The 19858-nt window shown below is 57.5% G+C and carries 19 protein-coding genes; 17 read left to right on the plus strand and 2 right to left on the minus strand.

Going from position 1 to position 19858, the window contains the following annotated elements:
- Positions 1-273 precede the first annotated feature (273 nt).
- Positions 274-2091, plus strand: coding sequence for a polysaccharide deacetylase family protein (locus DW724_RS14285; RefSeq protein ID WP_158580375.1), 1818 nt, complete (start codon positions 274-276; stop codon positions 2089-2091).
- A gap of 131 nt (positions 2092-2222) precedes the next feature.
- On the opposite strand, the gene DW724_RS14290 is transcribed toward DW724_RS14285, so the two are convergent.
- Both DW724_RS14290 and DW724_RS14295 read right to left on the minus strand, forming a co-directional pair.
- Complete coding sequence (locus tag DW724_RS14290) at positions 2223-2936, minus strand: response regulator (protein WP_117492305.1); 714 nt, start codon at positions 2934-2936, stop codon at positions 2223-2225.
- Positions 2933-4012: a sensor histidine kinase gene (locus DW724_RS14295; protein WP_118761927.1), complete on the minus strand. Its 1080-nt coding sequence runs from the start codon at positions 4010-4012 to the stop codon at positions 2933-2935. Before DW724_RS14295 ends, DW724_RS14290 begins: the two co-directional genes overlap by 4 nt.
- A gap of 278 nt (positions 4013-4290) precedes the next feature.
- Here DW724_RS14295 and DW724_RS14300 point away from each other — a divergent pair, with 278 nt between their 5' ends.
- The 16 genes from DW724_RS14300 to gatA all read left to right on the plus strand — a co-directional run bounded on the left by DW724_RS14300 (position 4291) and on the right by gatA (position 19843).
- Entirely contained in the window at positions 4291-4947 is a 657-nt protein-coding gene (locus DW724_RS14300) for a site-2 protease family protein (RefSeq protein ID WP_147358677.1), read from the plus strand.
- Positions 4948-4950: 3 nt separating this feature from the next.
- Positions 4951-5664, plus strand: a complete 714-nt coding sequence (locus DW724_RS14305; protein WP_118761929.1) for a segregation and condensation protein A — start codon at positions 4951-4953, stop codon at positions 5662-5664.
- Positions 5648-6286 (plus strand): SMC-Scp complex subunit ScpB, encoded by a 639-nt coding sequence (gene scpB / locus DW724_RS14310; RefSeq protein ID WP_243022957.1) that lies wholly within the window; start codon positions 5648-5650, stop codon positions 6284-6286. Before DW724_RS14305 ends, scpB begins: the two co-directional genes overlap by 17 nt.
- Positions 6287-6292: 6 nt before the next feature.
- Positions 6293-6925, plus strand: coding sequence for a DUF2953 domain-containing protein (locus tag DW724_RS14315; RefSeq protein ID WP_118761930.1), 633 nt, complete (start codon positions 6293-6295; stop codon positions 6923-6925).
- 32 nt (positions 6926-6957) lie between these two features.
- Positions 6958-7398, plus strand: a complete 441-nt coding sequence (ytfJ, locus tag DW724_RS14320) for a GerW family sporulation protein (protein ID WP_118761931.1) — start codon at positions 6958-6960, stop codon at positions 7396-7398.
- 71 nt (positions 7399-7469) lie between these two features.
- Complete coding sequence (locus tag DW724_RS14325; protein WP_158580376.1) at positions 7470-8546, plus strand: D-alanyl-D-alanine carboxypeptidase family protein; 1077 nt, start codon at positions 7470-7472, stop codon at positions 8544-8546.
- 209 nt (positions 8547-8755) lie between these two features.
- Complete coding sequence (locus tag DW724_RS14330; RefSeq protein ID WP_118481265.1) at positions 8756-9487, plus strand: pseudouridine synthase; 732 nt, start codon at positions 8756-8758, stop codon at positions 9485-9487.
- Positions 9488-9618: 131 nt separating this feature from the next.
- The gene (locus DW724_RS14335; protein WP_110436642.1) at positions 9619-10488 is read left to right on the plus strand and encodes a MurR/RpiR family transcriptional regulator; all 870 of its coding nucleotides are present in this window, start codon (positions 9619-9621) and stop codon (positions 10486-10488) included.
- Positions 10485-11714 carry an NAD(P)/FAD-dependent oxidoreductase gene (locus DW724_RS14340; RefSeq protein WP_118761933.1) on the plus strand — a complete coding sequence of 410 codons (1230 nt, stop codon included), beginning with the start codon at positions 10485-10487 and terminating at the stop codon, positions 11712-11714. The genes DW724_RS14335 and DW724_RS14340 overlap by 4 nt, the downstream gene beginning before the upstream one ends.
- Entirely contained in the window at positions 11711-12394 is a 684-nt protein-coding gene (gene cmk, locus DW724_RS14345) for a (d)CMP kinase (protein ID WP_243105778.1), read from the plus strand. The genes DW724_RS14340 and cmk overlap by 4 nt, the downstream gene beginning before the upstream one ends.
- The gene (locus tag DW724_RS14350; RefSeq protein WP_118286267.1) at positions 12391-12975 is read left to right on the plus strand and encodes a lysophospholipid acyltransferase family protein; all 585 of its coding nucleotides are present in this window, start codon (positions 12391-12393) and stop codon (positions 12973-12975) included. The genes cmk and DW724_RS14350 overlap by 4 nt, the downstream gene beginning before the upstream one ends.
- Positions 12972-14903 (plus strand): bifunctional 4-hydroxy-3-methylbut-2-enyl diphosphate reductase/30S ribosomal protein S1, encoded by a 1932-nt coding sequence (locus tag DW724_RS14355; protein ID WP_118761935.1) that lies wholly within the window; start codon positions 12972-12974, stop codon positions 14901-14903. The genes DW724_RS14350 and DW724_RS14355 overlap by 4 nt, the downstream gene beginning before the upstream one ends.
- 312 nt (positions 14904-15215) lie before the next feature.
- The gene (gene yunB, locus DW724_RS14360; protein ID WP_158580377.1) at positions 15216-15914 is read left to right on the plus strand and encodes a sporulation protein YunB; all 699 of its coding nucleotides are present in this window, start codon (positions 15216-15218) and stop codon (positions 15912-15914) included.
- A gap of 73 nt (positions 15915-15987) precedes the next feature.
- Complete coding sequence (gene ligA, locus DW724_RS14365) at positions 15988-17982, plus strand: NAD-dependent DNA ligase LigA (RefSeq protein WP_118761937.1); 1995 nt, start codon at positions 15988-15990, stop codon at positions 17980-17982.
- Between the two features lie 88 nt (positions 17983-18070).
- On the plus strand, positions 18071-18358 hold the full coding sequence (gene gatC, locus DW724_RS14370; RefSeq protein ID WP_110436649.1) for an Asp-tRNA(Asn)/Glu-tRNA(Gln) amidotransferase subunit GatC: 288 nt from the start codon (positions 18071-18073) through the stop codon (positions 18356-18358).
- 15 nt (positions 18359-18373) lie between these two features.
- Positions 18374-19843 (plus strand): Asp-tRNA(Asn)/Glu-tRNA(Gln) amidotransferase subunit GatA, encoded by a 1470-nt coding sequence (gene gatA, locus DW724_RS14375; protein ID WP_118761938.1) that lies wholly within the window; start codon positions 18374-18376, stop codon positions 19841-19843.
- Positions 19844-19858: the final 15 nt, after the last annotated feature.

Genomic DNA, 19858 nt, shown 5'->3' on the forward strand with positions numbered 1-19858 from the left:
AGCCGCGGCAGCGCGACCGGAGCCTGCGCAAGAAGCCGCGGCAGCGCGACCGGAGCCTGTGCAAGAAGCCGCGGCAGCGCGGACGGAACTCGCGCAAGAAGCCGCGGCTTTCATTGTGCGGTGCTGCCGTAAGTCTGTCGTCAGAAAAGGACAGGAAAAGTGCGGGCGGAAGCTGTAAAAAGTAACAGAACTGTAACCTCGCTTTGTGTCGAAAGGTGGTATACTTATATCTTAGAAGCATATACTATAAAAAGGATAGGAAGGATGACAAAAATGGCATATGAATCGGCGCGGCAGGCGCCGCGCAGCCCGCATAGAAGAAGACGCAGACGGCGCAACAGTCACTACGGTGTACTGTTTGCCCTGATCATTCTGATCATTGCGGTCATTTTCTTCGGTGTGCGGGCGATCCGCTCGATTGTCGGAAACGTGGTCAGCAGCAACAACGTGCTGGTGTATCAGGTGGGCAACACGAATGCATATAAGAACGGCAAGGCGATACAGGTTGACGCTGCGCCCTACCGTGACAGTCAGGGCAACGGCATGGCGTCCATCAGCTCACTGTGCGATAACCTCGGATTGGAACTGAACTGGGACGAGAACGCTAAATCCGGCACGATCACGCTCAAAAAGACCGTGCTGACAATTAAGCTCAGTGATACAAACCTGCAGGTCGGTGACGCGACCGAAACCTTCGCCTCCGCACCGGTGGAGAAGAACGGCGTGGTTTATGCGCCGGTCAAGGATATCTGTCAGGCGCTTTCGTGGCAGACCGGCGAGGTCGCCGCCGAAGACGGCGATCTGATCATCATCAGTCAGGCAAAAAAAGCGCTGACCGACAAGAAGATCGGTGAAATTACGGATCAGGCGCTCGAGGTGCTCGGCCCGGACGAGGGACAGGTGATGAGCGGCAGCATCGTTATGCGAACCGGCTCGGATCAGCTGCTCTATGAAGGCAGCACCAAGCACATGGTGGAAGAAGGCAAAAAGCTGGGTGCAGGCGTGCTCGATCAGGACGGCACGGCGTATATCCCGCTCAAGGCCGCGATGACCGCGCTCGGCGGCAAGGCGGAGGACGACGGCAAGGGTGCATGGAATGTCACCTGCGGTGAATCCACCGCGACCGTGGATGCGGACGACGGCAAGACCAAGGTGGACGGCAAGCGTGCCTCCGGCAATGGCTTCTCCACCTACACGGATCAGGACAAGAACCGTTTTTACGTTTCTCCGCAGGTGCTTGCGGCGATCCTTGGCAAGACGTATACCGATCTCGGTGACGGCGTATTCTCGTTCACCGGCGTAACGCTTGACGGCTTTGACAGCCAGAAGGCATACCTCAAAAACATGAAGGATAAGCTGGGCGATGCCGTGGACGGCGATATTCCGGAGGCCGATGTCTATATCGCGCTGACGTTTGACGACGGTCCGACCGGCAAGAAGGACGGCTATCCGAACGGCCTGACCAACTATCTGCTGGACGGTCTCAAGCAGCGCGGCGCAGTCGCTACGTTTTTGATGGTCGGTGAGCGTGTCTCCGAGGTATCGGATGTGCTGCCGCGCATGGTAAACGAAGGCCATGAGCTGGGCAACCACACCATGAATCACCCGATGTGCCATCTGACCGGTCTGGGCGTGGATGATATCCGCACACAGATTGACGATGCGACCAATGCGATCAAGGATATTGCGGGGCAGGCACCGCAGGTGCTGCGTCCGGTAGGCGGCGGCGTCAACTCGGATGTCAAGGCGGTAGCCGCAGAGCTTGGCTATCCGATCATCAACTGGAGCGTGGATACCGAGGACTGGAACTACCGCGATGCCGATCATGTAAAGAAGGTCATCGTGGAGCAGGCGCAGGACGGCGATGTTGTCCTGATGCACGACCTGTATGAGACTTCGGTTCGGGGTGCGCTGGCAGCAATCGACGAGCTGCAGAGCCGCACGGATAAGACCTACGCGTTTGTAACGGTCTCTCAGCTTGCCGCAATTCACGGCATTACGCTGGAGCCGGGCGTTGTCTACAACGGTCTGACGGATGAAGTCGCGCAGCAGATCGCGGACGGCAGCTATTCGCCGACGGAGTTTACCTAAACTATATGAAAAAACCCGAATCGTTTGACTCGGGTTTTTTTGTTGGTATAAAATAAATTAAATTGTAGGGCGGGATGACCTCATCCCGCCGTTGTAAATCATCTGCATGTCGTTATATACGGCATACCGCGTTATTGTTCGGAATTCTCTGCCATACGATATCCCACGCCGACCTCGGTAAACAGATACTCCGGCTCGGCAGGATTTTTTTCGATCTTGCGGCGGATATTTGCCATATTGACGCGCAGGATCTGGTTGTCACCGCCGGCTCGCGGTCCCCAAAGCTCCTTGATGATGTAATCGTAGGTAAGCACCTTGCCGGCAAATTTGCCGAGCAGCGCAACGATACGGAACTCGCTGAGCGTGAGGTGGACATTCTCGCCGCGGACGAGCACCTGATGCTTGTTATAGTCGATGGTCATTTCACCGACCGTGTAGGTGCCCTCGCGGGCGATTTCGCTGTTCGCGGAGGTAGTTCTCGTGTGGCGGATGGCGGTGCGCACGCGTGCGAGCAGCTCGGCGGTGCCGAACGGCTTGGTCAGGTAGTCGTCCGCGCCGAGATCGAGCGCCTGCACCTTGTCGTGCTCGTGCGAGCGGGCGGAAACCACCACCACCGGCAGGCTCGACCACGAGCGCAGCTCGCGCAGGACGTCAATGCCGTCCATATCCGGCAGACCGAGATCGAGGATGACCAGATCCGGACAGTGCGAGGAGATCATGGTCTTCGCCTCGCTGCCCGAGCGGGCCAGCAGCGTTTCGTAGTCGTTGGAGTTCAAAATAGTGGAGATAAAGTGCGCAATGCTCTTTTCATCCTCCACGATGAGTATTTTTTCTCGAATGTTCATTGCAGTTCCGGCTCCTTTTCTATCATCGGCAGGCGGAAGATGAATTCCGCACCGCCGTCCTTATTTTGTGCGTGCATTGTGCCGCCGTGTGCGCGGACAATGGCGTTGCATACAGAAAGTCCCAGCCCCATATTGCGCTTGCCGTCTCCGGTGGGCGTGTCGCTGTGGCGCAGCGTTCCGCTGAACAGCATGGGCAGCAGCTTGGGCGGGATGCCGCCGCCGTTGTCCTGCACGGCAAAGACGGCGTTTTCGCCATCCTGATGCACAGAGAGCGCAATATGGGTGGTGTTTTTGCCGTGCCGAACGGCGTTTTCAAGCAGATTGGTCATGACCTGCTCAATGAGGATCGCATCCATCGGTACGATGAGCAGCTCATCCGGCACAGCCACCGATATCTTGACACCGGGATAGTGCTTGCGGAATTTGCGGGCGACCTCGCCGAGCACCTCCTCGGCGGCCTCGGACTGCTTGGTGATCCGGGTGTCCTCGCCCATGCGGGTGATGGACAGCAGGTTTTCCACCACGCGGACCAGCCACTGCGCGTCATCGCGCACATCCTCGAGCAGCTGATGCTGCTGTTCGAGAGACAGGTCGGGCGTTTCCAGAATGGCCGAGGTTGAACCGATGATGGAGGTCAGCGGCGTGCGGATGTCGTGCGAGACCGAGCGGAGCAGGTTGGCACGCATTTTCTCGCGCTCGCTCTCCATGCGGAACTGCTCCTGCTGCTTGATCTTGGTGGTCATCGTGCAGGTGATGAGCGATACGCACAGCATGACGAAAAACGTCAGCGGATAGCCGGTCATCGTGAAGTTAAATTCCCAGTAGGGGAAGGTGAAGATGTAGTTGATGCCGATAACGCTCAGAAATGCGGCAAGCGTGCCGAACAGGTATCCGTTTGTGAAGCGCGAGATGAGCAGCACCGCGAGAACAAATACCGGAGAGGCGAAGCCGTCGCTGATGTCCGAGCGGCGCAGCAAGGTGCAGAGTACCAGTGCACAGATAAATATCGCCGCGAAAATAAGAAAATCCCGCAGTGTAAACGAGAATAAACGCGGTTTACCGTCCTGTCGTTTCATGTCGAAGCCTCCAAGTGCATAAATGTACAAGTTAATTATAGCAGATAATCCGTTAATGTGCTGCTAAAACTTACTGAGTGGAGAATTATGCAGCAAAGATATTATCCATTCGGTAAGTTATCATGCAGGGCGGGGCCCCGCCCTGCGATTAAACGACAAAATCCTGCCGAATGTTGTACAGAACAAATATTCGGGTGACAACAACCGCTATCCGTGTTATAATAATCCATTATAGGGTAATATAGAATCAGAATCACTGCAATAATGGAGGAAACAGCTTGCTTTGGAGAGCTTTGATGAGCGGCGATATCCGCTCCGCATTTATCACACTGGCGCTTTCGCTGCCCGCGATCGTACTGTGCCTGTCCATCCACGAGACCGCGCACGGCGGTGCTGCCTATCTGCTCGGTGACCGTACCGCGCGTGATTCCGGCCGCGTAACGCTGTCGCCGATGGCGCATATCGACCCGATCGGCTTCCTGTGCCTGCTGCTGTTCGGCTTCGGCTGGGCGCGTCCGGTGCCGGTCAATATCGCCAATTTCAGGAACAGACGCTGGGGCATGGCGCTGACTGCGCTTGCCGGTCCGGTATCCAACTTTATCACCGCCTTTATCGCGTACTGCCTGTATTTTGTGGTGCGCATGAACATGACGAATACATTCCTGTGGTCGCTGTCGCAGTTCCTGCTCATCGTTGCGAGCATGTCGATCGGTCTGGGTGTGTTCAACCTTGTTCCGGTGCACCCGCTGGACGGTTCGCGCGTCGTTGACGCTTTTCTGCCGTTTTCGTGGTCACTCAAGCTGCAGAAGTACCAGAATATCATCTTTTTCGTGTTTATCGTGGCGCTCTGGTTCGGTTGGCTGGACGGTATTATGGACTGGGTCGGCAACGGCGTTCTCATGCTGGCGGTAAACTTCGTCAGCCTGTTTCTGTAAGCTATGGATTTTCATTTAGACAACTTTGACGGGCCGCTTGACCTGCTGCTGCACCTGATTTCCAAAAACAAGGTGAGCATTTACGATATCCCCATCGCGGAAATCCTTGAGCAGTACATGGCGGTTCTGCACGAGGCCGAGCACATGGATCTGGACGTTGCCGGTGACTTCATCGCAATGGCGGCGCAGCTGGTGTACATCAAGTCCAGGATGCTGCTGCCGAAGCACGAGGAGGACGAGGACGGGGAGGACCCGCGAGCGGGTCTGGTCGAGATGCTGCTCGAGTACCAGAGACTCAAGAGCGCGACTGCGTTTTTTGCGGAAAAGAACGAAACCGGTCGTGATATCTACGTCAAACCGCCCGAACGGCAGGATGATGCGCCGGTGGAGTATCACCACACGGTAAACGATCTCATCCGCGCGGCAAACAAAATGCTGCGCCGCACCAAGCGCCGTCTGCCGCCGCCGGTGACCTCGTTTCAGGGCATTGTCGGGCGGGAGCCTGCACCGGTAGAGGGACGCGTCACCGCGATCCTCAAACGCTTTCTGTACCGGATGCGCGTGCCGTTTATGCGGCTGTTCGACGATGCGAGAAACCGCTCGGAGATTGTGGCTACCTTTCTGGCAGTGCTGGAATTATCCAAGACCCGCCGAATCCGTTTGGAAGGGGACGGCGAGGAGATGGAGCTGATGCTGACAAATGACAACACAAAATAACGGCAGCATGACGGCGCTCGAGGCCGGACTGGAGGCCGTGCTGTTCGCGGCAGGCGATGCGGTTACTCTTGAACGGCTGTCCGCGGCGCTCGAGGCCGCACCGGCAGAGCTGCTGGACGCGGCGGCTGCACTTGAGAACCGCTACGACTTCGAGAACCGCGGCATCATGCTGCTGCGCATCGAGGACAAGCTGCAGCTGGCATCCCGGCCGATGTACGGGCCGTATGTGCGCCGCGTGACCGAATCGCGCAGACCGCCTGCGCTGTCGCCTGCGGCGCTTGAGGTGCTGACCATCATCGCATACCGCCAGCCGGTAACGCGTGCGTTCATCGACCAGCTGAGAGGTGTCGATTCATCGAATACGGTGAGCAGTCTGGCGGAAAAGGGGCTCATCGAGGAGGCCGGACGGCTGGACGTGCCCGGAAAGCCCATGCTGTTCCGCACGACCGACCAGTTCCTGCGCAGCTTTTCACTGGCAAGCATCGAGGACCTTCCTGCGCTGCCCGCACTCGAGGAAAACGAGCAGATGGAGCTGAACATGGACGGCACGCTGCACGAGACGCCGCCCGGCGAGCAGCTGCGCTTCTTGAACGGCGAGCCTGTGCCGCCGGAAACGGAGTGACCGCCTATGGGAACGGTTTTACTCTGGATTTTAGGCATTCTGCTTGGAATTGTACTGCTGGCATTGGTGATTGTGCTGGTGCTACTGAACATTCGGGCAGGCATTGAAGCCGTCGGCGTGACCGGCGAGGTGAGCGTGGAGGCACGGTATGGGCCGGTTCGCATTCCGCTGTACCCGAGACCGCGCCACCTGAAAAAGAAAAAAGAGGAAACGGAAGCGGAGCAGAAGAAATCCGAGGAAAGCGAGAAGAAAAAGAGCGGCAAGTCCGGTTTCTCGCTGCCGAAGGACGGACTGGATGTCGGTGAGATTGCAGGCACGGTGCGCGATTTCCTCAGCGACCTGACCGACCGCCTGCGCATCAGCAGACTGCGGGCGCGCGTAGTTATCGGCACGGACGATGCGGCGCAGACCGGCATTCTGCTCGGGCAGACTGCGGCGCTCTGCGGAATCGTTGTTCCATTTCTGGAGAATACTTTTGATATGCAGGATTACCATGTCAGCGCGGACGCGGACTTCAACGCCGACCATACCGAGTGGGCGTTTACCGTAAACTGCTCGATACGGCCGATATCGCTCATCAGAGTGCTGCTGCGGCATGGCAAGCCGATGTATCAGCTGTACAAGAAATATTTCAAATAATCAGTTAAAACGTATAAAGGAAGGCGAAAATTATGAGTGAACATCATCCTATCAGCGATTTGATGACCGAAACCATGTCCAAAATCAAGGAAATGGTGGATGTTAATACCATTATCGGCAACCCGATCGTGGCGGCGGACGGCACGACCGTTATCCCGGTCTCCAAGGTGTCGTTCGGCTTCGGCGCAGGCGGCAGCGAGTTCGCGTCCAAGCACGCGGCAAGCGGGTCTCCGCTTGCGTTCGGCGGCGGCAGTGGCGCCGGTGTGACGGTTTCGCCGGTGTGCTTCCTTGTCATCGGCAGGGACGGCAGCGCCAATATCCTCGGCATCAACGCACAGGCATCCGACACGGTGGACCGTCTGGTCGAGATGATCCCGGGCGCGATCAACAAGGTGTCCAATTTCGTCAGCGGCTTCAAGGGCAAGACCGAGGACGCAGCCGAAGTGGCGGAAACCCTGTCCGGCGACGAATAAAACCGCGTTTTCCCGCAAAACCTACTCGCGTGAATGCTGAGTAGGTTTTGTTATGCGGGGAGTGGTGCAATGTGAAAAAGCTGTTTTGCGTGCTCGCGCTTTTGCTCGTGCTGCCGAGGGCAGGCGCGGTGAGCGCACGGGCGGCCGTCGTGATCGATGCAGACACAGGTGAAACGCTGTTCGAGCAGAACGCGGACAGCCGCCTGCCGATGGCGTCCACCACCAAGATCATGACCGCGCTCGTCGCGCTCGGTGAGGGCGACCTTGACCGCGTGTATACCGTAAAGCCGGAGTACGCCGCCGTGGAAGGCTCGTCCATGTACCTGAAAGCAGGTGAGACACTCTCTCTGCAGGATACGCTGTACGGACTCATGCTCGCGTCCGGCAACGACGCGGCGGTCGCCATCGCAGGAGAGTGCGGCGGCATGAACGCCTTTGTGAGCAAAATGAACGCCAAAGCGGTGGAACTCGGTCTGACGGACACGCATTTCGACAATCCGAACGGCCTGCCGTCGGACACGCACTACACCACCGCGCATGAGCTGGCGAAAATCACGGCGGCGGCGCTCAAGGACCCGGTGTTCCGGCAGATCGTCTCGACAAAAAGCTGCACGGTCAGCGGGCACGCGCTGAGCAATCACAACCGTCTGCTGAGCATGTATGACGGCGCGATCGGCGTGAAAACCGGCTTTACGCGGGCGGCAGGGCGGTGTCTGGTCTCGGCGGCCGAGCGAAACGGGCGCACCATCATCGCGGTGACGCTCAATGACCCGAACGATTGGAACGACCACATGGAGATGCTCGACGCCGGTTTCGCGCAGTACAGCGAGGTCACGCTGCATAAAGCAGGAGACACGATTGCAAACGCACGCGTGTTCGGCGGCGATACCGCGTCCGTGCCGCTCGCGGCGAAGAATACCGTGACGGCGTATTTGCTGCCCGGCGAGAAAGAGAAGCTGCAGCGCGTGCGCTACGGCGAAAAAATCTGCTATGCACCGGTCGTGAAGACGGCACAGGCGGGTTCGATGGAGTATCGGCTCGGGGATTGCGTCTTGGGACGCGATACACTGGTCTATGGCGGGGAATCCTTGCTGCCGGCGGAGGAAAAGGGTATCGTTGAGAAAATTTTAGAGCGATTTACAAATTAGCAACACACTTTATTGTAGGGCGGACTGACCGCATCCCGCCGTTCCCCAATGAACCAATGAGTGCAATGGGGATTATTGAGATACCGGTTTTCATTTTTACGGTATCCGTTGTTGTTGATACGGCGATTGTCGTTAGACGGCGGGGTGAGGACACCCCGTCCTACGGAATAATGTTACATAATGCAATAATTGAGAAAGAGGAATTATACATGGAAGAAAGACTGCAGAAATTACTGGCTCAGGCAGGCCTGTGCTCCCGCCGTGAGGCGGAGCGTTGGATCGACGACGGCCGCGTAACGGTAAACGGCAAAAAGGCTTCGGTCGGTGACAAGGCCGATCCGCGCCGTGACAAAATTTTCGTGGACGGCAAGCCCATCGGCGGTGCCGAGGAAAAGGTGTACTTAATGCTGTACAAGCCGCGCGGTTACGTCACCACCATGAAGGACGAGCACGGCCGCAAGACGGTTGCCGACCTCGTGCGCGGCTGCGGTGCGCGTGTTGTGCCGGTCGGCCGTCTGGACTACAACTCCGAGGGTCTGCTGCTGCTGACGAACGACGGCGATCTGCTCAACGCGCTGACCCATCCGCGCCACGAGGTCGAGAAGCATTATGAGGTGCGCGTGCGCGGCAATCTGGAAAACATCCCGAAGCTCGCAGAGCCGATGGAGATTGACGGCTACAGCATCCGTCCGGCAACGGTTGTTACCATTGACCGCGATGAGCTGAGCGCCAAGCTGCGCCTGACCATTCACGAGGGCCGCAACCGCCAGATTCGCAAAATGTGCGAGAAGTGCGGTCTGGAGGTTCGCCGCCTCAAGCGCGTGGCAATGGGTACGATGCCGCTCGACCCGCACCTCAAGAGCGGTGCATGGCGCGAGCTGACCGACGAGGAGATCGGCTATTTGCAGGACATCGCTGCCGACGTGCAGGAGAACCTCTGATCTTCTAAGGAAATCCCTGTCTTTTTGCAATTTGCACCCATATGCTCTTGCATTTTTTTGCAGGTTCACTTACAATAGTATCGTGCAAATGCAGGAATGTATGCAGAGAATGCAATGCAGGAGAGAATATAATGAATGACCTGATCACAAAAATTCAAAGCGAGCTGCCCGGCTTTTCCAAGGGTCAGAAGCAGATCGCGCGTTTTATCTTAGAGCACTACGACAAGGCTGCGTTCATGACCGCGAGCCGTCTGGGTGTGACTGTCGGCGTGAGTGAAAGTACGGTCGTGCGCTTTGCGACCGAGCTTGGCTATGACGGCTATCCGCACCTGCAGCGCGCTCTGCAGGAGATGATCCGCAACAAGCTGACTTCGGTGCAGCGCATGGAGGTCGCGGGCGACCGCATGGGCGGCCGCGATGTGCTGCAGACCGTGCTGCATGCGGACACGGATATGATCCGCGTAACGCTCGACGAGATCGACCGCGATGCCTTTCAGGGCGCGGTGGATGCGCTCATGGGCGCCAAGCGGATCTACATCCTCGGTGTGCGCTCTTCAAGCGCTTTAGCCAGCTTTTTAGGCTTTTACTTCAACCTTTTGTTTGAAAATGTGACGCTTGTACATACGAACAGCGTCAGCGAGATTTTTGAGCAGGTGCTCCGTGTCGGACCGGGTGACGTGCTGTTCGGCATCAGCTTCCCGCGCTACTCCAAGCGCACGCTGAGTGCGATGAAGTACGCCCGCGACCGCGGTGCCCGCGTTATCGCACTGACCGACTCGCAGCTGTCGCCGCTGGCGCGTGTGGCCGATCATGTGCTGCTCGCACGCAGCGATATGGCGAGCTTTGTCGATTCGCTCGTGGCGCCCTTGTCGGTCATCAACGCACTGATCGTGGCCGTCGGCATGAGCCGCCGCGATGAGATTGAGCAGACATTTAACAAGCTGGAGCGCATCTGGGAAGAATACGACGTATATGAAAAACCGGAGGACGATATAAATTGAACATTATCGTAATCGGCGGCGGCGCAGCCGGTCTGATGGCGGCAGGCACTGCCGCGGAGCAGGGCGCGCAGGTGACGCTGCTGGAAACCAACGAAAAAGTTGGCCGCAAACTGTTTATCACGGGCAAGGGCCGTTGCAACGTGTGCAATAACTGCGATGTGCAGGAGGTTCTGCGCAACGTGCCGGTCAATCCGCGCTTTCTGTATTCCGCGCTCGGCGGCTTCGGTCCGGCGGACGTGATGGACTTTTTCGAGAGCCGCGGCGTGGCGCTCAAAACAGAGCGCGGCAACCGCGTGTTCCCGCAGTCGGACAAGGCAGCCGACATCATTGACGCGCTGTTCCTGTGGGTGAAAAAGGCGGGTGTGACCATCGTACATACGACCGCAGACGAGCTGCTCATCGAGGACGGTGTGCTCACAGGCGTTCGTGCCGGTCACAAGACGTACAAGGCGGATCGCGTTATCGTGGCGACCGGCGGCGCGTCCTATCCGCAGACCGGCTCGACCGGTGACGGCTATCGCTTCGCCCGGCAGGCGGGACACACGGTTGTGCCCGCAAATCCGTCGCTCGTGCCGTTGGTCGAGGACGGCGACACCTGTCAAAAGCTGATGGGTCTCAGCCTGCGCAACGTGCAGCTGACCGTGTATGAAAACGAGAAGAAGCTCTACTCAGACTTCGGTGAAATGCTGTTCACGCACTTCGGTCTGTCCGGTCCGCTGGTGCTGTCCGCGAGTGCGCATATGCGCTATTTCGGCAGCAAAAAGTACCGTGTGGAGATTGATCTCAAGCCTGCGCTGGACGAAAAGACGCTCGACAAGCGTCTGCTCGCGGACTTTGACAAGCACAAGAACAGCGATTTTATCAACGCGCTCGGTGAGCTGCTCCCGAAGAAGCTGATTCCGGTGGTGATCGAAAAGAGCGGCATCGACCCGCGCGAGAAGGTCAATTCCATCACCAAGGCACAGAGGGCGGCGCTGCTGCGCGTACTCAAGGCGTTTCCGGTCGAGCTTTCCGGCAAGCGTCCGATCGCCGAGGCGATTATCACCACGGGCGGCGTGTCCGTCCGCGAGGTCAGCCCGAAAAGCATGGAGTCCAAAAAGCTGCCGCACCTGTATTTCGCAGGTGAGGTGCTCGATGTGGACGCCTACACGGGCGGCTTCAACCTGCAGATTGCGTGGTCCACGGGCCGTCTGGCGGGTCTGTCGGCTGCGGAGGAGGAATCATGATGAAGTACATTTCGGTTGCCATTGACGGTCCGTCCGGGGCCGGAAAATCCACCGTGGCGCGTGCTGCCGCGGCAAAACTCGGCTATGTATATGTGGATACGGGTGCGATGTACCGTTCCATCGGTCTGGCGGTGTGCCGCAGGGGCATTGCCGGAGAGGATACGGCAGGCATTATCGCAACCCTGCCGGAGATTGCCATTCAGCTGACCTATCAGGACGGCGCACAGCACGTTCTCCTGAACGGCGAGGATGTCTCCGAAGCCATCCGCACACCGGAGATTTCGTACTACGCGTCCAAGGTGTCCGCTGTGCCGGAAGTACGCCGGTTTCTGCTGGAGACCCAGCGCAGCATGGCGAAAAACAGCAGCATCCTGATGGACGGCCGCGATATCGGCACGGTTATCCTGCCGGATGCGCCGGTCAAGATTTTCCTGACCGCGTCTGCACAGTCCCGCGCGGAGCGCCGCTATAAGGAACTGATTGAGAAGGGCCAGCAGGTGACGATGGACGGCATCCTGCACGATATCAACGAGCGCGACAGGCAGGACATGACGAGAGCCGTTGCGCCGCTCAAACAGGCGGACGATGCGGTTCTGCTGGATACGAGCAGCCTGACGCTCGAGGAGAGCATAGCAGCCGTTCTGCGTATTATTCGTGAAAAAACGGAGGAAAAGGCATGAAATTCAAGTACCACCGCTGGTTCCAGGCTCTGGTTGTGCCGCTTGTAGCGTTGGCATTCCATATTTTCTTTGGCTACCGCGTGATCGGACGCGAAAACATCCCGGAGGGCGGCTGCGTTGTCTGTCCGAACCATGTGCAGCTGTCCGACCCGCCGTTTGCGGCGGTCGCACTCGGCGGCAAGACACCGCTGCGCCTAATGGCGAAAAAGGAGCTGTTCCGGAAGAAGATATTCGCGTGGCTGATCGCGGCGCTCGGCGCTTTTCCGATCGACCGTGAGGGCGCGGATATCACCGCCATCAAGACCGCGCTCGGCTCGGTTCGTGCCGGTCAGAAGCTCATCATCTTCCCGCAGGGCACACGCCACGCCGCCGAGGGCGAAACCAAAAAAGGCGCGGCTATGCTGGCGGTCAAGACCCGGGCGCCGATCCTGCCGATGTATATCACCGAGGGCAAGCGTTTCCGCTGCAGAGCCACGGTCGTGATCGGCAAGCCGTTCACGCCGGATCCGAAGCAGAAGGACTACGGCCTGATCGCGGATGATATCCTGCGCCGCATCTACGCGCTGAAGGAGCAGGTATGAGCGTAACGGTAGCCAAGACCGCCGGATTCTGCTTCGGCGTACGCCGTGCCGTGGACCTCGCCGAGCAGCAGGCGAAAAAAAACGGAAAAATTTATGCCTATGGTGAAATCATTCACAACATGCACGAAATCGAGCGGCTGGAGAAGCTCGGTGTGTACACCGCGTATGCGCTTGAGGACATTCCGGACGGTGCCGGCGTGCTCATTCGGGCGCACGGTGTACCGCGGAATGTATACACGCTGCTTCAAGCAAAAAAGTGCGAAATCTTTGATGCAACCTGCCCTTTTGTGCGGAAAATACACAAAATCGTGGATAAAGAGAGCGCGGACGGACGGCTGATCGTCATTCTCGGCAGCGCAGGACATCCGGAGGTTGTGGGCATTCAGGGCTGGTGCGGCGAGTCGGTCGTGCTTGAGGGCGAGGAGCAGGCAAGAGCCTTCTCGGAACGGCTCGAAATGGGAAATAAACCCATTTCTCTGGTCGCACAGACCACCGTCAACCGGTCAATTTGGAATATTTCCGTAGGACTTATAAAAAAAAGGTGTACAAACCTCAAAATTTTTGATACAATATGTAAAGCGACGGATGAGCGCCAGTCGGAGGCTCGTCTGCTTGCCGGTGTATCGGATCAAATGATCGTGATCGGAGATAAGAAAAGCTCCAACACCAAACGGCTGTATGAGATCAGCCGGTCGCTGTGCTCGGATGTGCGCTACATCGAAGACGCGGCAGAGCTTACTACGCAGGAGCTCGGGCAGCACCAGCACATCGGGATCACGGCGGGAGCATCCACACCGGCATGGATAATTAAGGAGGTCAGTAACATGATGAGCGAAGAAACCAAGATTGAAACTGGTGAGGACTTTGCAGCAATGCTGGAGGAGTCCTTCAAGACTTTAAATAATGGAGAAAAGGTAACCGGCACCGTTGTAGGTATTTCCAATAACGACGTACAGGTAGATCTGGGCGTTAAGCACACTGCGTATATCCCGCTGGGTGAGCTGTCTGACGACCCGAACTACGACGTAGCTGCCAACATCCACGTTGGCGACGAGATCGAGGCTGTTGTTGTTCGCGTAAACGACGGCGAGGGCACCATCACTCTGTCCAAGAAGCGCGTTGATCAGCTGAAGGGCTGGGAGACCGTTGAGAAGGCTTACGAGGAGCACACCCCGGTTGAGGGCACCATCGTTGAGGAGAACCGCGGCGGCGTTGTAGCAACTGCATTCGGCGTACGCGTATTCATCCCGGCATCCCAGACCGGCGTACCGAAGGATCAGCCGATGAGCCAGCTGGTTAAGACCAAGCAGTCCTTCTATATCACCGAGATCAACCGTCAGCGCAAGCGCGTTGTTGGTTCTATCCGTCAGATCCAGCAGGAGGCTCGCAAGGCTGCTGCTGAGCAGATCTGGAACACCATCGAGATCGGCAACGAGTACGACGGCACCGTTAAGTCCCTGACTTCCTACGGCGCATTCGTAGACATCGGCGGCGTGGACGGCATGGTTCACATCTCCGAGCTGTCCTGGGGCCGCATCAAGCACCCGTCCGAGGTCGTTTCTGTTGGCGACAAGGTAAAGGTATTCGTTATCGGTCTGGATAAGGAAAACAAGAAGATCTCCCTCGGCTACAAGCGCGAGGAGGACAATCCGTGGAACGTATTCAAGTCCAAGTACGACATCGGCTCTGTTGCTGAGGTTAAGATCCTCAAGTTCATGCCGTTCGGCGCATTCGCTGAGATCGTACCGGGCGTTGACGGCCTGATCCACATTTCTCAGATCGCTGATCACCGCATCGCAAAGCCGGAGGACGAGCTGGAGGTTGGCCAGGTTGTCGAGGCTAAGATCATCGACATCAACGATGAGAAGAAGAAGGTATCTCTGTCCATCCGTGCTCTGCTCGAGGACGGCGAGGATTACGAGGACTAATTCCTCATTTAGTTGTTAAGCGCAAAGAAGCACCTGATTTATCGGGTGCTTCTTTTTTGTTAATTGGTGATTGCGAATTGGTAATTAGTAGTCAGTAATTAACGTGACGGTTAAGCGGTTATGTAAAATAACCGTCCTAATGTGTCCTAATCTGTTAAAAGGGGAATATATATTGGCAGATAATAATAGTAAAACAGTTTAGGACGGTTTAGGACAGTTTTTTAATAGAGAAATATATTGTAACGCTTTACCGCAGGGTGCGACAAGGTGATTATGCAAACGTATGCCGCATACGCTGAATGGGGTGGTATTATGCGGCGCAGACGAAAAAACGGCAGGAGACTGGCACTTGTCATACTGATACTGATAGTAGCGGCTGGCCTTGGCTTGCTGACTATACGCTTTCAGCGCATTTTCATGGAGTACGCCGTCAACGTCTGCGAGGACAGCGCCATCAAGGAGATCAACACGCTGATGGAGGACGAGGTTTTCTCCCATCCGGACGAATTTGCCGACCTTGTGGTGCTTGAGCGCGACAGCGACAACCGCATCACGGCCTTGCGTACGGATATTATCGCAGTCGGAAAGGTGAAGGCGCGTATCGTCAACGGTCTGTTTGACCGGCTGGATTATCTGGAGGAAACGCAGACCGAGGTGCCGCTCGGCACGGTATTCGCGCCCAGTTTGTTTACCGGAATGGGCCCGAGGGTGAAGGTCGGTCTTGCGGGTCTTGCTCAGATGGAGGCGCAGTTCGTCAGCGCGTTTACCTCGGCGGGCATCAACCAGACGCGCCACCGGATTCTCATTGAGGTACACGCCGGCTTCCGCATTCTCACGCCGTTTGGCGGGGAAGACCGGGAAATCGTCTCGACATACCCGGTCACGGACACGGTTATCGTCGGCACGGTGCCCGAACGGTACACCTATATCGGCGGCTCCGGCTCTGATCTGCTCGGCGAAATCCGCGATTACGAGGAAAATTCGGATATTTCTCACGAAATCGGAAAATAATACTTCAAAAACTGCTCGTCATTTGGTATACTTAATCTGTGTGAGTATTTGCTCACACCAAAGGAGTTTTATTATGGACGTGCGTGAGCAGATTACCGCTCTGCGGGAGCAGCTGCGGTATCACAACGAAAAATACTATAACGAGGACGCGCCCGAGATCACCGACTATGAGTACGACATGCTGCAGCGTCAGCTTCGCACGCTCGAGGCCGAGCATCCGGAGATGGCAGACGCGAACTCTCCGACCCAGCGGGTCGGCGGTACGGCGAGCAGCCGGTTTGCCAAGGTGACGCACGCCTACCCGCTCGAAAGCCTGCAGGATGTTTTCTCGTTTGACGAGCTGGGCGAGTTCTATTCCCGTGTGGAGAATGCCGTCGGACAGGCGGAGTACGTTGTCGAGTACAAGATCGACGGCCTTTCGGTCGCGCTCGAATATGTGGACGGCGTGTTCGTCCGCGGTGCGACACGCGGTGACGGTCAGGTGGGCGAGGACGTAACCAAGAACCTCAAAACCATCAAGGACATCCCGAAAAAGCTGGAGAACGCGCCGCCGCATTTGATCGTGCGTGGTGAGGTCTACATGAAAAAGTCCGTGTTCGATGCCCTCAACGCCGAACTGGAGCTGCACGAAAAGCCGCTGTTGGCCAATCCGCGCAACGCGGCGGCGGGTTCTCTGCGGCAGAAGGACAGCAAAATTACGCGGGAAAGAAAGCTGTCCATCTTCTGCTTCAACATCCAGAACAGCGACGAGCTGCCGATGGAAAGCCATGTGCAGGCGCTCGATTACCTCAAGAGCCTCGGCTTCCCGACAAGCCCGCGCTATCCGGTCTACACCGACCCGCGGGACGTGCAGCGCGAGATTGAGAACATGGGTGAGACCCGCGGTGAGCTGGATTTCGACATTGACGGTGCTGTTGTCAAGGTCAATTCCTTCGCGCAGCGCGAAACGCTCGGCTCGACCGCGAAATTTCCACGGTGGGCGGCGGCGTACAAGTACCCGCCCGAGGTCAAGCAGACCCTGCTCAAGGATATCGTCATCACGGTGGGACGCACCGGCGTGCTGACGCCGAATGCCGTGCTTGAGCCGGTAAGGCTTGCCGGGACAACGGTTTCGCGTGCAACGCTGCACAACCGCGATTTTATCCGTCAGCTCGATGCCCGCGTGGGCGACATTGTTTCCGTCCGAAAAGCCGGAGAAATCATTCCGGAGATCATCGGCGTGGAAAAGGACCGGCGCCCGCTGGATTCCGTGCCGTATGAGTTCCCGAAGGTCTGTCCGGTGTGCGGCGCTCCGGTCTACGATGACGAGGACGAAGCTGCGATTCGCTGCACGAGTGCCTCGTGTCCGGCGCAGCTTTTGCGAAACCTGATGCACTTTGCGTCGCGTGACGCGATGGACATCGACGGCTGCGGCGAGGGCAACCTGCAGAAGCTGATCGACGCCGGACTGGTCAAGTCGGCGGCTGACCTGTACGACCTGACGGTCGAGCAGCTGCTGCCGCTCGGCAAAAAGGTGGATGTCTGGGCGAACAATCTTGTCCGCTCGATTGAAGCCAGCAAGACCCGCGACCTGTCGCGGCTGCTGTTTGCGTTCGGCATCCGGCATGTCGGACAGAAGGCGGGCCGCATCCTCAGCGACCACTTCGGCTCGCTGGACGCACTGCTTGCCGCACCGGTAGAGGAAATGACCGAGATCCGCGACATCGGACAGACCACCGCGGAGAGCATCGCCGCTTGGCGGGAGCTGCCGCAGTCGCATACACTCATCGAAAAGCTGCGCGCACACGGCGTCAACTTTATCGGTGAAAAGACTGCAAAGAGCGACCTGCTCGCAGGAAAGACCATCGTGGCGACCGGCAGCCTGACGCTCTATACCCGCAAGGAGATCAACGATCTGATCGAGTCTCTCGGCGGCAAAGCGGCCGGTTCGGTCTCGAAAAAGACCAGCTACGTTGTCGCAGGCGAGAATGCCGGCAGCAAGCTGCAGAAGGCGGCAGAACTGGGAATCCCGGTCTTGACCGAAGAAGAGTTTAAGACGATGATTGAAGAAGGCAGCGGAAACGCTTAAATAAGATATGCCGTAGGGCACCCCGTCCTACGATAGATCATAAAATTCGTATCATAGATTTAAGATAAATAATTAGGAGGCAAACGACATGGCAATTTCCAGAAAAGAAATTGAGCACATCGCGTCCCTGGCACGTCTGGATTCGACCGGCGGCATTTTCGACCGTCTGGCCGATGACATGCAGGGTATCGTCGCAATGGTGGACAAGCTGGCTGAGCTTGACCTGGGCGATATCACCGATGTTATCAACACCGAGCGCAAGAATGCGTTCCACGAGGACGAAGTGATTCAGGAATTCACACCGGATGAGCTGATCGAGCCGAATGCACCGGACTTCCAGTGCGGCGGCGTAGCAGTTCCGCGTGTTGTCGAGTAAGGAGGGGACAGAATCATGGCACTTTACGAAAAAACTGCGTCCGAGCTGTCCGAGCTGCTCGGCAAAAAGGAAATCTCCGCAGTAGAGCTGGCAAAGGACGTTTTTGCCCGCACCAAGGCGGTAGAGGATAAGGTTCAGGGCTACGTTACCGTAGCCGAGGAATCCGCGCTGGCACAGGCAGAAGCGGTTGACAAGAAGCGCGCCGCCGGCGATACGCTGTCCGCGCTGGCCGGTATCCCGATCGCCATTAAGGACAACATCTGCACCAAGGGCACGCTGACCACCTGCGCGTCCAAGATGCTGGGCAATTTCAAGCCGCCGTACAATGCAACCGTTATGGAGAAGCTGATTGCTTCCGATGCGGTCATCACCGGCAAGGCCAACATGGACGAGTTCGCAATGGGCTCCTCCTGCGAGAATTCGGCTATGCACCCGACCCACAACCCGCATGGTCTCGACCGCGTACCGGGCGGTTCCTCCGGCGGCTCCGCTGCTGTTGTTGCAGCAGGCGAGGCTCCGCTGGCGCTCGGCTCGGATACCGGCGGCTCTATCCGTCAGCCGGCGTCCTTCTGCGGCGTTGTCGGCATGAAGCCGACCTACGGTGCGGTTTCCCGTTACGGTCTGATCGCATTCGCATCTTCTCTCGACCAGATCGGCCCGTTCGGCCGCTCCATCGAGGATGCAGCCATGCTGCTCGATGCGGTTACCGGTCACGATCCGCTGCACGATTCCACCTCTGTCAAGACCCCGTTTGAGGGTTCGCTGCGCGCAAACCTGAACGCAGACGTCAAGGGCCTCAAGATCGGTCTGCCGAAGGAGTATTTCGGCGAGGGCATCTCGGATGCTGTCCGCAAGAACGTTATGGCAGCCGCCGAGGCCTACAAGGCGATGGGTGCTGAGGTATTCGAGATCTCTCTGCCGCTCGTTGAGTATGCACTGCCGATCTACTACATCCTCTCTTCCGCAGAGGCTTCCTCCAACCTTGCCCGTTTCGATGGCGTAAAGTACGGCTACCGTACCCCGAATGCAGGCGATGACATCATCGAGCTGTACACCAAGAGCCGTTCCGAGGGCTTCGGCGCCGAGGTTCAGCGCCGCATCATGCTGGGCACCTACGTTCTGTCCTCCGGCTACTACGATGCGTACTACAAGAAGGCTCGTGCCGCACAGCGCAAGATCCGCGAGGAGTTTGCAAACGCATTTGAGAAGTGCGACGTCATCCTGACGCCGGTTGCGCCGACCACCGCTTACGAGATCGGCTCCAAGACCACCAATCCGCTCGAGATGTACGCAGGTGATATCTGCACGGTTTCTGTCAATATCGCCGGTCTGCCGGGTCTGGTTCAGCCGTGCGGTTTTGATGAGAATCATATGCCGGTCGGCATGCAGCTCATCGGTCCGCGCTTCGGCGAGCAGACGCTGCTGAACGCCGGTCTGGCCTTTGAGCAGGCGTCCGGTCTCAAGAACATCATCGCTGCACTGTAAGGGAGGAAGACAAAC

This window comes from Butyricicoccus sp. AM27-36, assembly GCF_003480945.1.
GTDB classification, from domain to species: Bacteria; Bacillota; Clostridia; order Oscillospirales; family Butyricicoccaceae; genus Agathobaculum; species Agathobaculum butyriciproducens.

Coding starts and splice junctions, on each gene's coding strand:
- scpB (WP_243022957.1), top strand. CDS start 5,648: ATGACAACACAAAATAACGGCAGCATGACGGCGCTCGAGGCCGGACTG.
- gatA (WP_118761938.1), top strand. CDS start 18,374: ATGGCACTTTACGAAAAAACTGCGTCCGAGCTGTCCGAGCTGCTCGGC.
- DW724_RS14315 (WP_118761930.1), top strand. CDS start 6,293: ATGGGAACGGTTTTACTCTGGATTTTAGGCATTCTGCTTGGAATTGTA.
- ligA (WP_118761937.1), top strand. CDS start 15,988: ATGGACGTGCGTGAGCAGATTACCGCTCTGCGGGAGCAGCTGCGGTAT.
- cmk (WP_243105778.1), top strand. CDS start 11,711: ATGATGAAGTACATTTCGGTTGCCATTGACGGTCCGTCCGGGGCCGGA.
- DW724_RS14335 (WP_110436642.1), top strand. CDS start 9,619: ATGAATGACCTGATCACAAAAATTCAAAGCGAGCTGCCCGGCTTTTCC.
- DW724_RS14290 (WP_117492305.1), bottom strand. CDS start 2,936: ATGAACATTCGAGAAAAAATACTCATCGTGGAGGATGAAAAGAGCATT.
- DW724_RS14305 (WP_118761929.1), top strand. CDS start 4,951: ATGGATTTTCATTTAGACAACTTTGACGGGCCGCTTGACCTGCTGCTG.
- ytfJ (WP_118761931.1), top strand. CDS start 6,958: ATGAGTGAACATCATCCTATCAGCGATTTGATGACCGAAACCATGTCC.
- DW724_RS14330 (WP_118481265.1), top strand. CDS start 8,756: ATGGAAGAAAGACTGCAGAAATTACTGGCTCAGGCAGGCCTGTGCTCC.
- DW724_RS14355 (WP_118761935.1), top strand. CDS start 12,972: ATGAGCGTAACGGTAGCCAAGACCGCCGGATTCTGCTTCGGCGTACGC.
- yunB (WP_158580377.1), top strand. CDS start 15,216: ATGCGGCGCAGACGAAAAAACGGCAGGAGACTGGCACTTGTCATACTG.
- DW724_RS14295 (WP_118761927.1), bottom strand. CDS start 4,012: ATGAAACGACAGGACGGTAAACCGCGTTTATTCTCGTTTACACTGCGG.
- gatC (WP_110436649.1), top strand. CDS start 18,071: ATGGCAATTTCCAGAAAAGAAATTGAGCACATCGCGTCCCTGGCACGT.
- DW724_RS14285 (WP_158580375.1), top strand. CDS start 274: ATGGCATATGAATCGGCGCGGCAGGCGCCGCGCAGCCCGCATAGAAGA.
- DW724_RS14350 (WP_118286267.1), top strand. CDS start 12,391: ATGAAATTCAAGTACCACCGCTGGTTCCAGGCTCTGGTTGTGCCGCTT.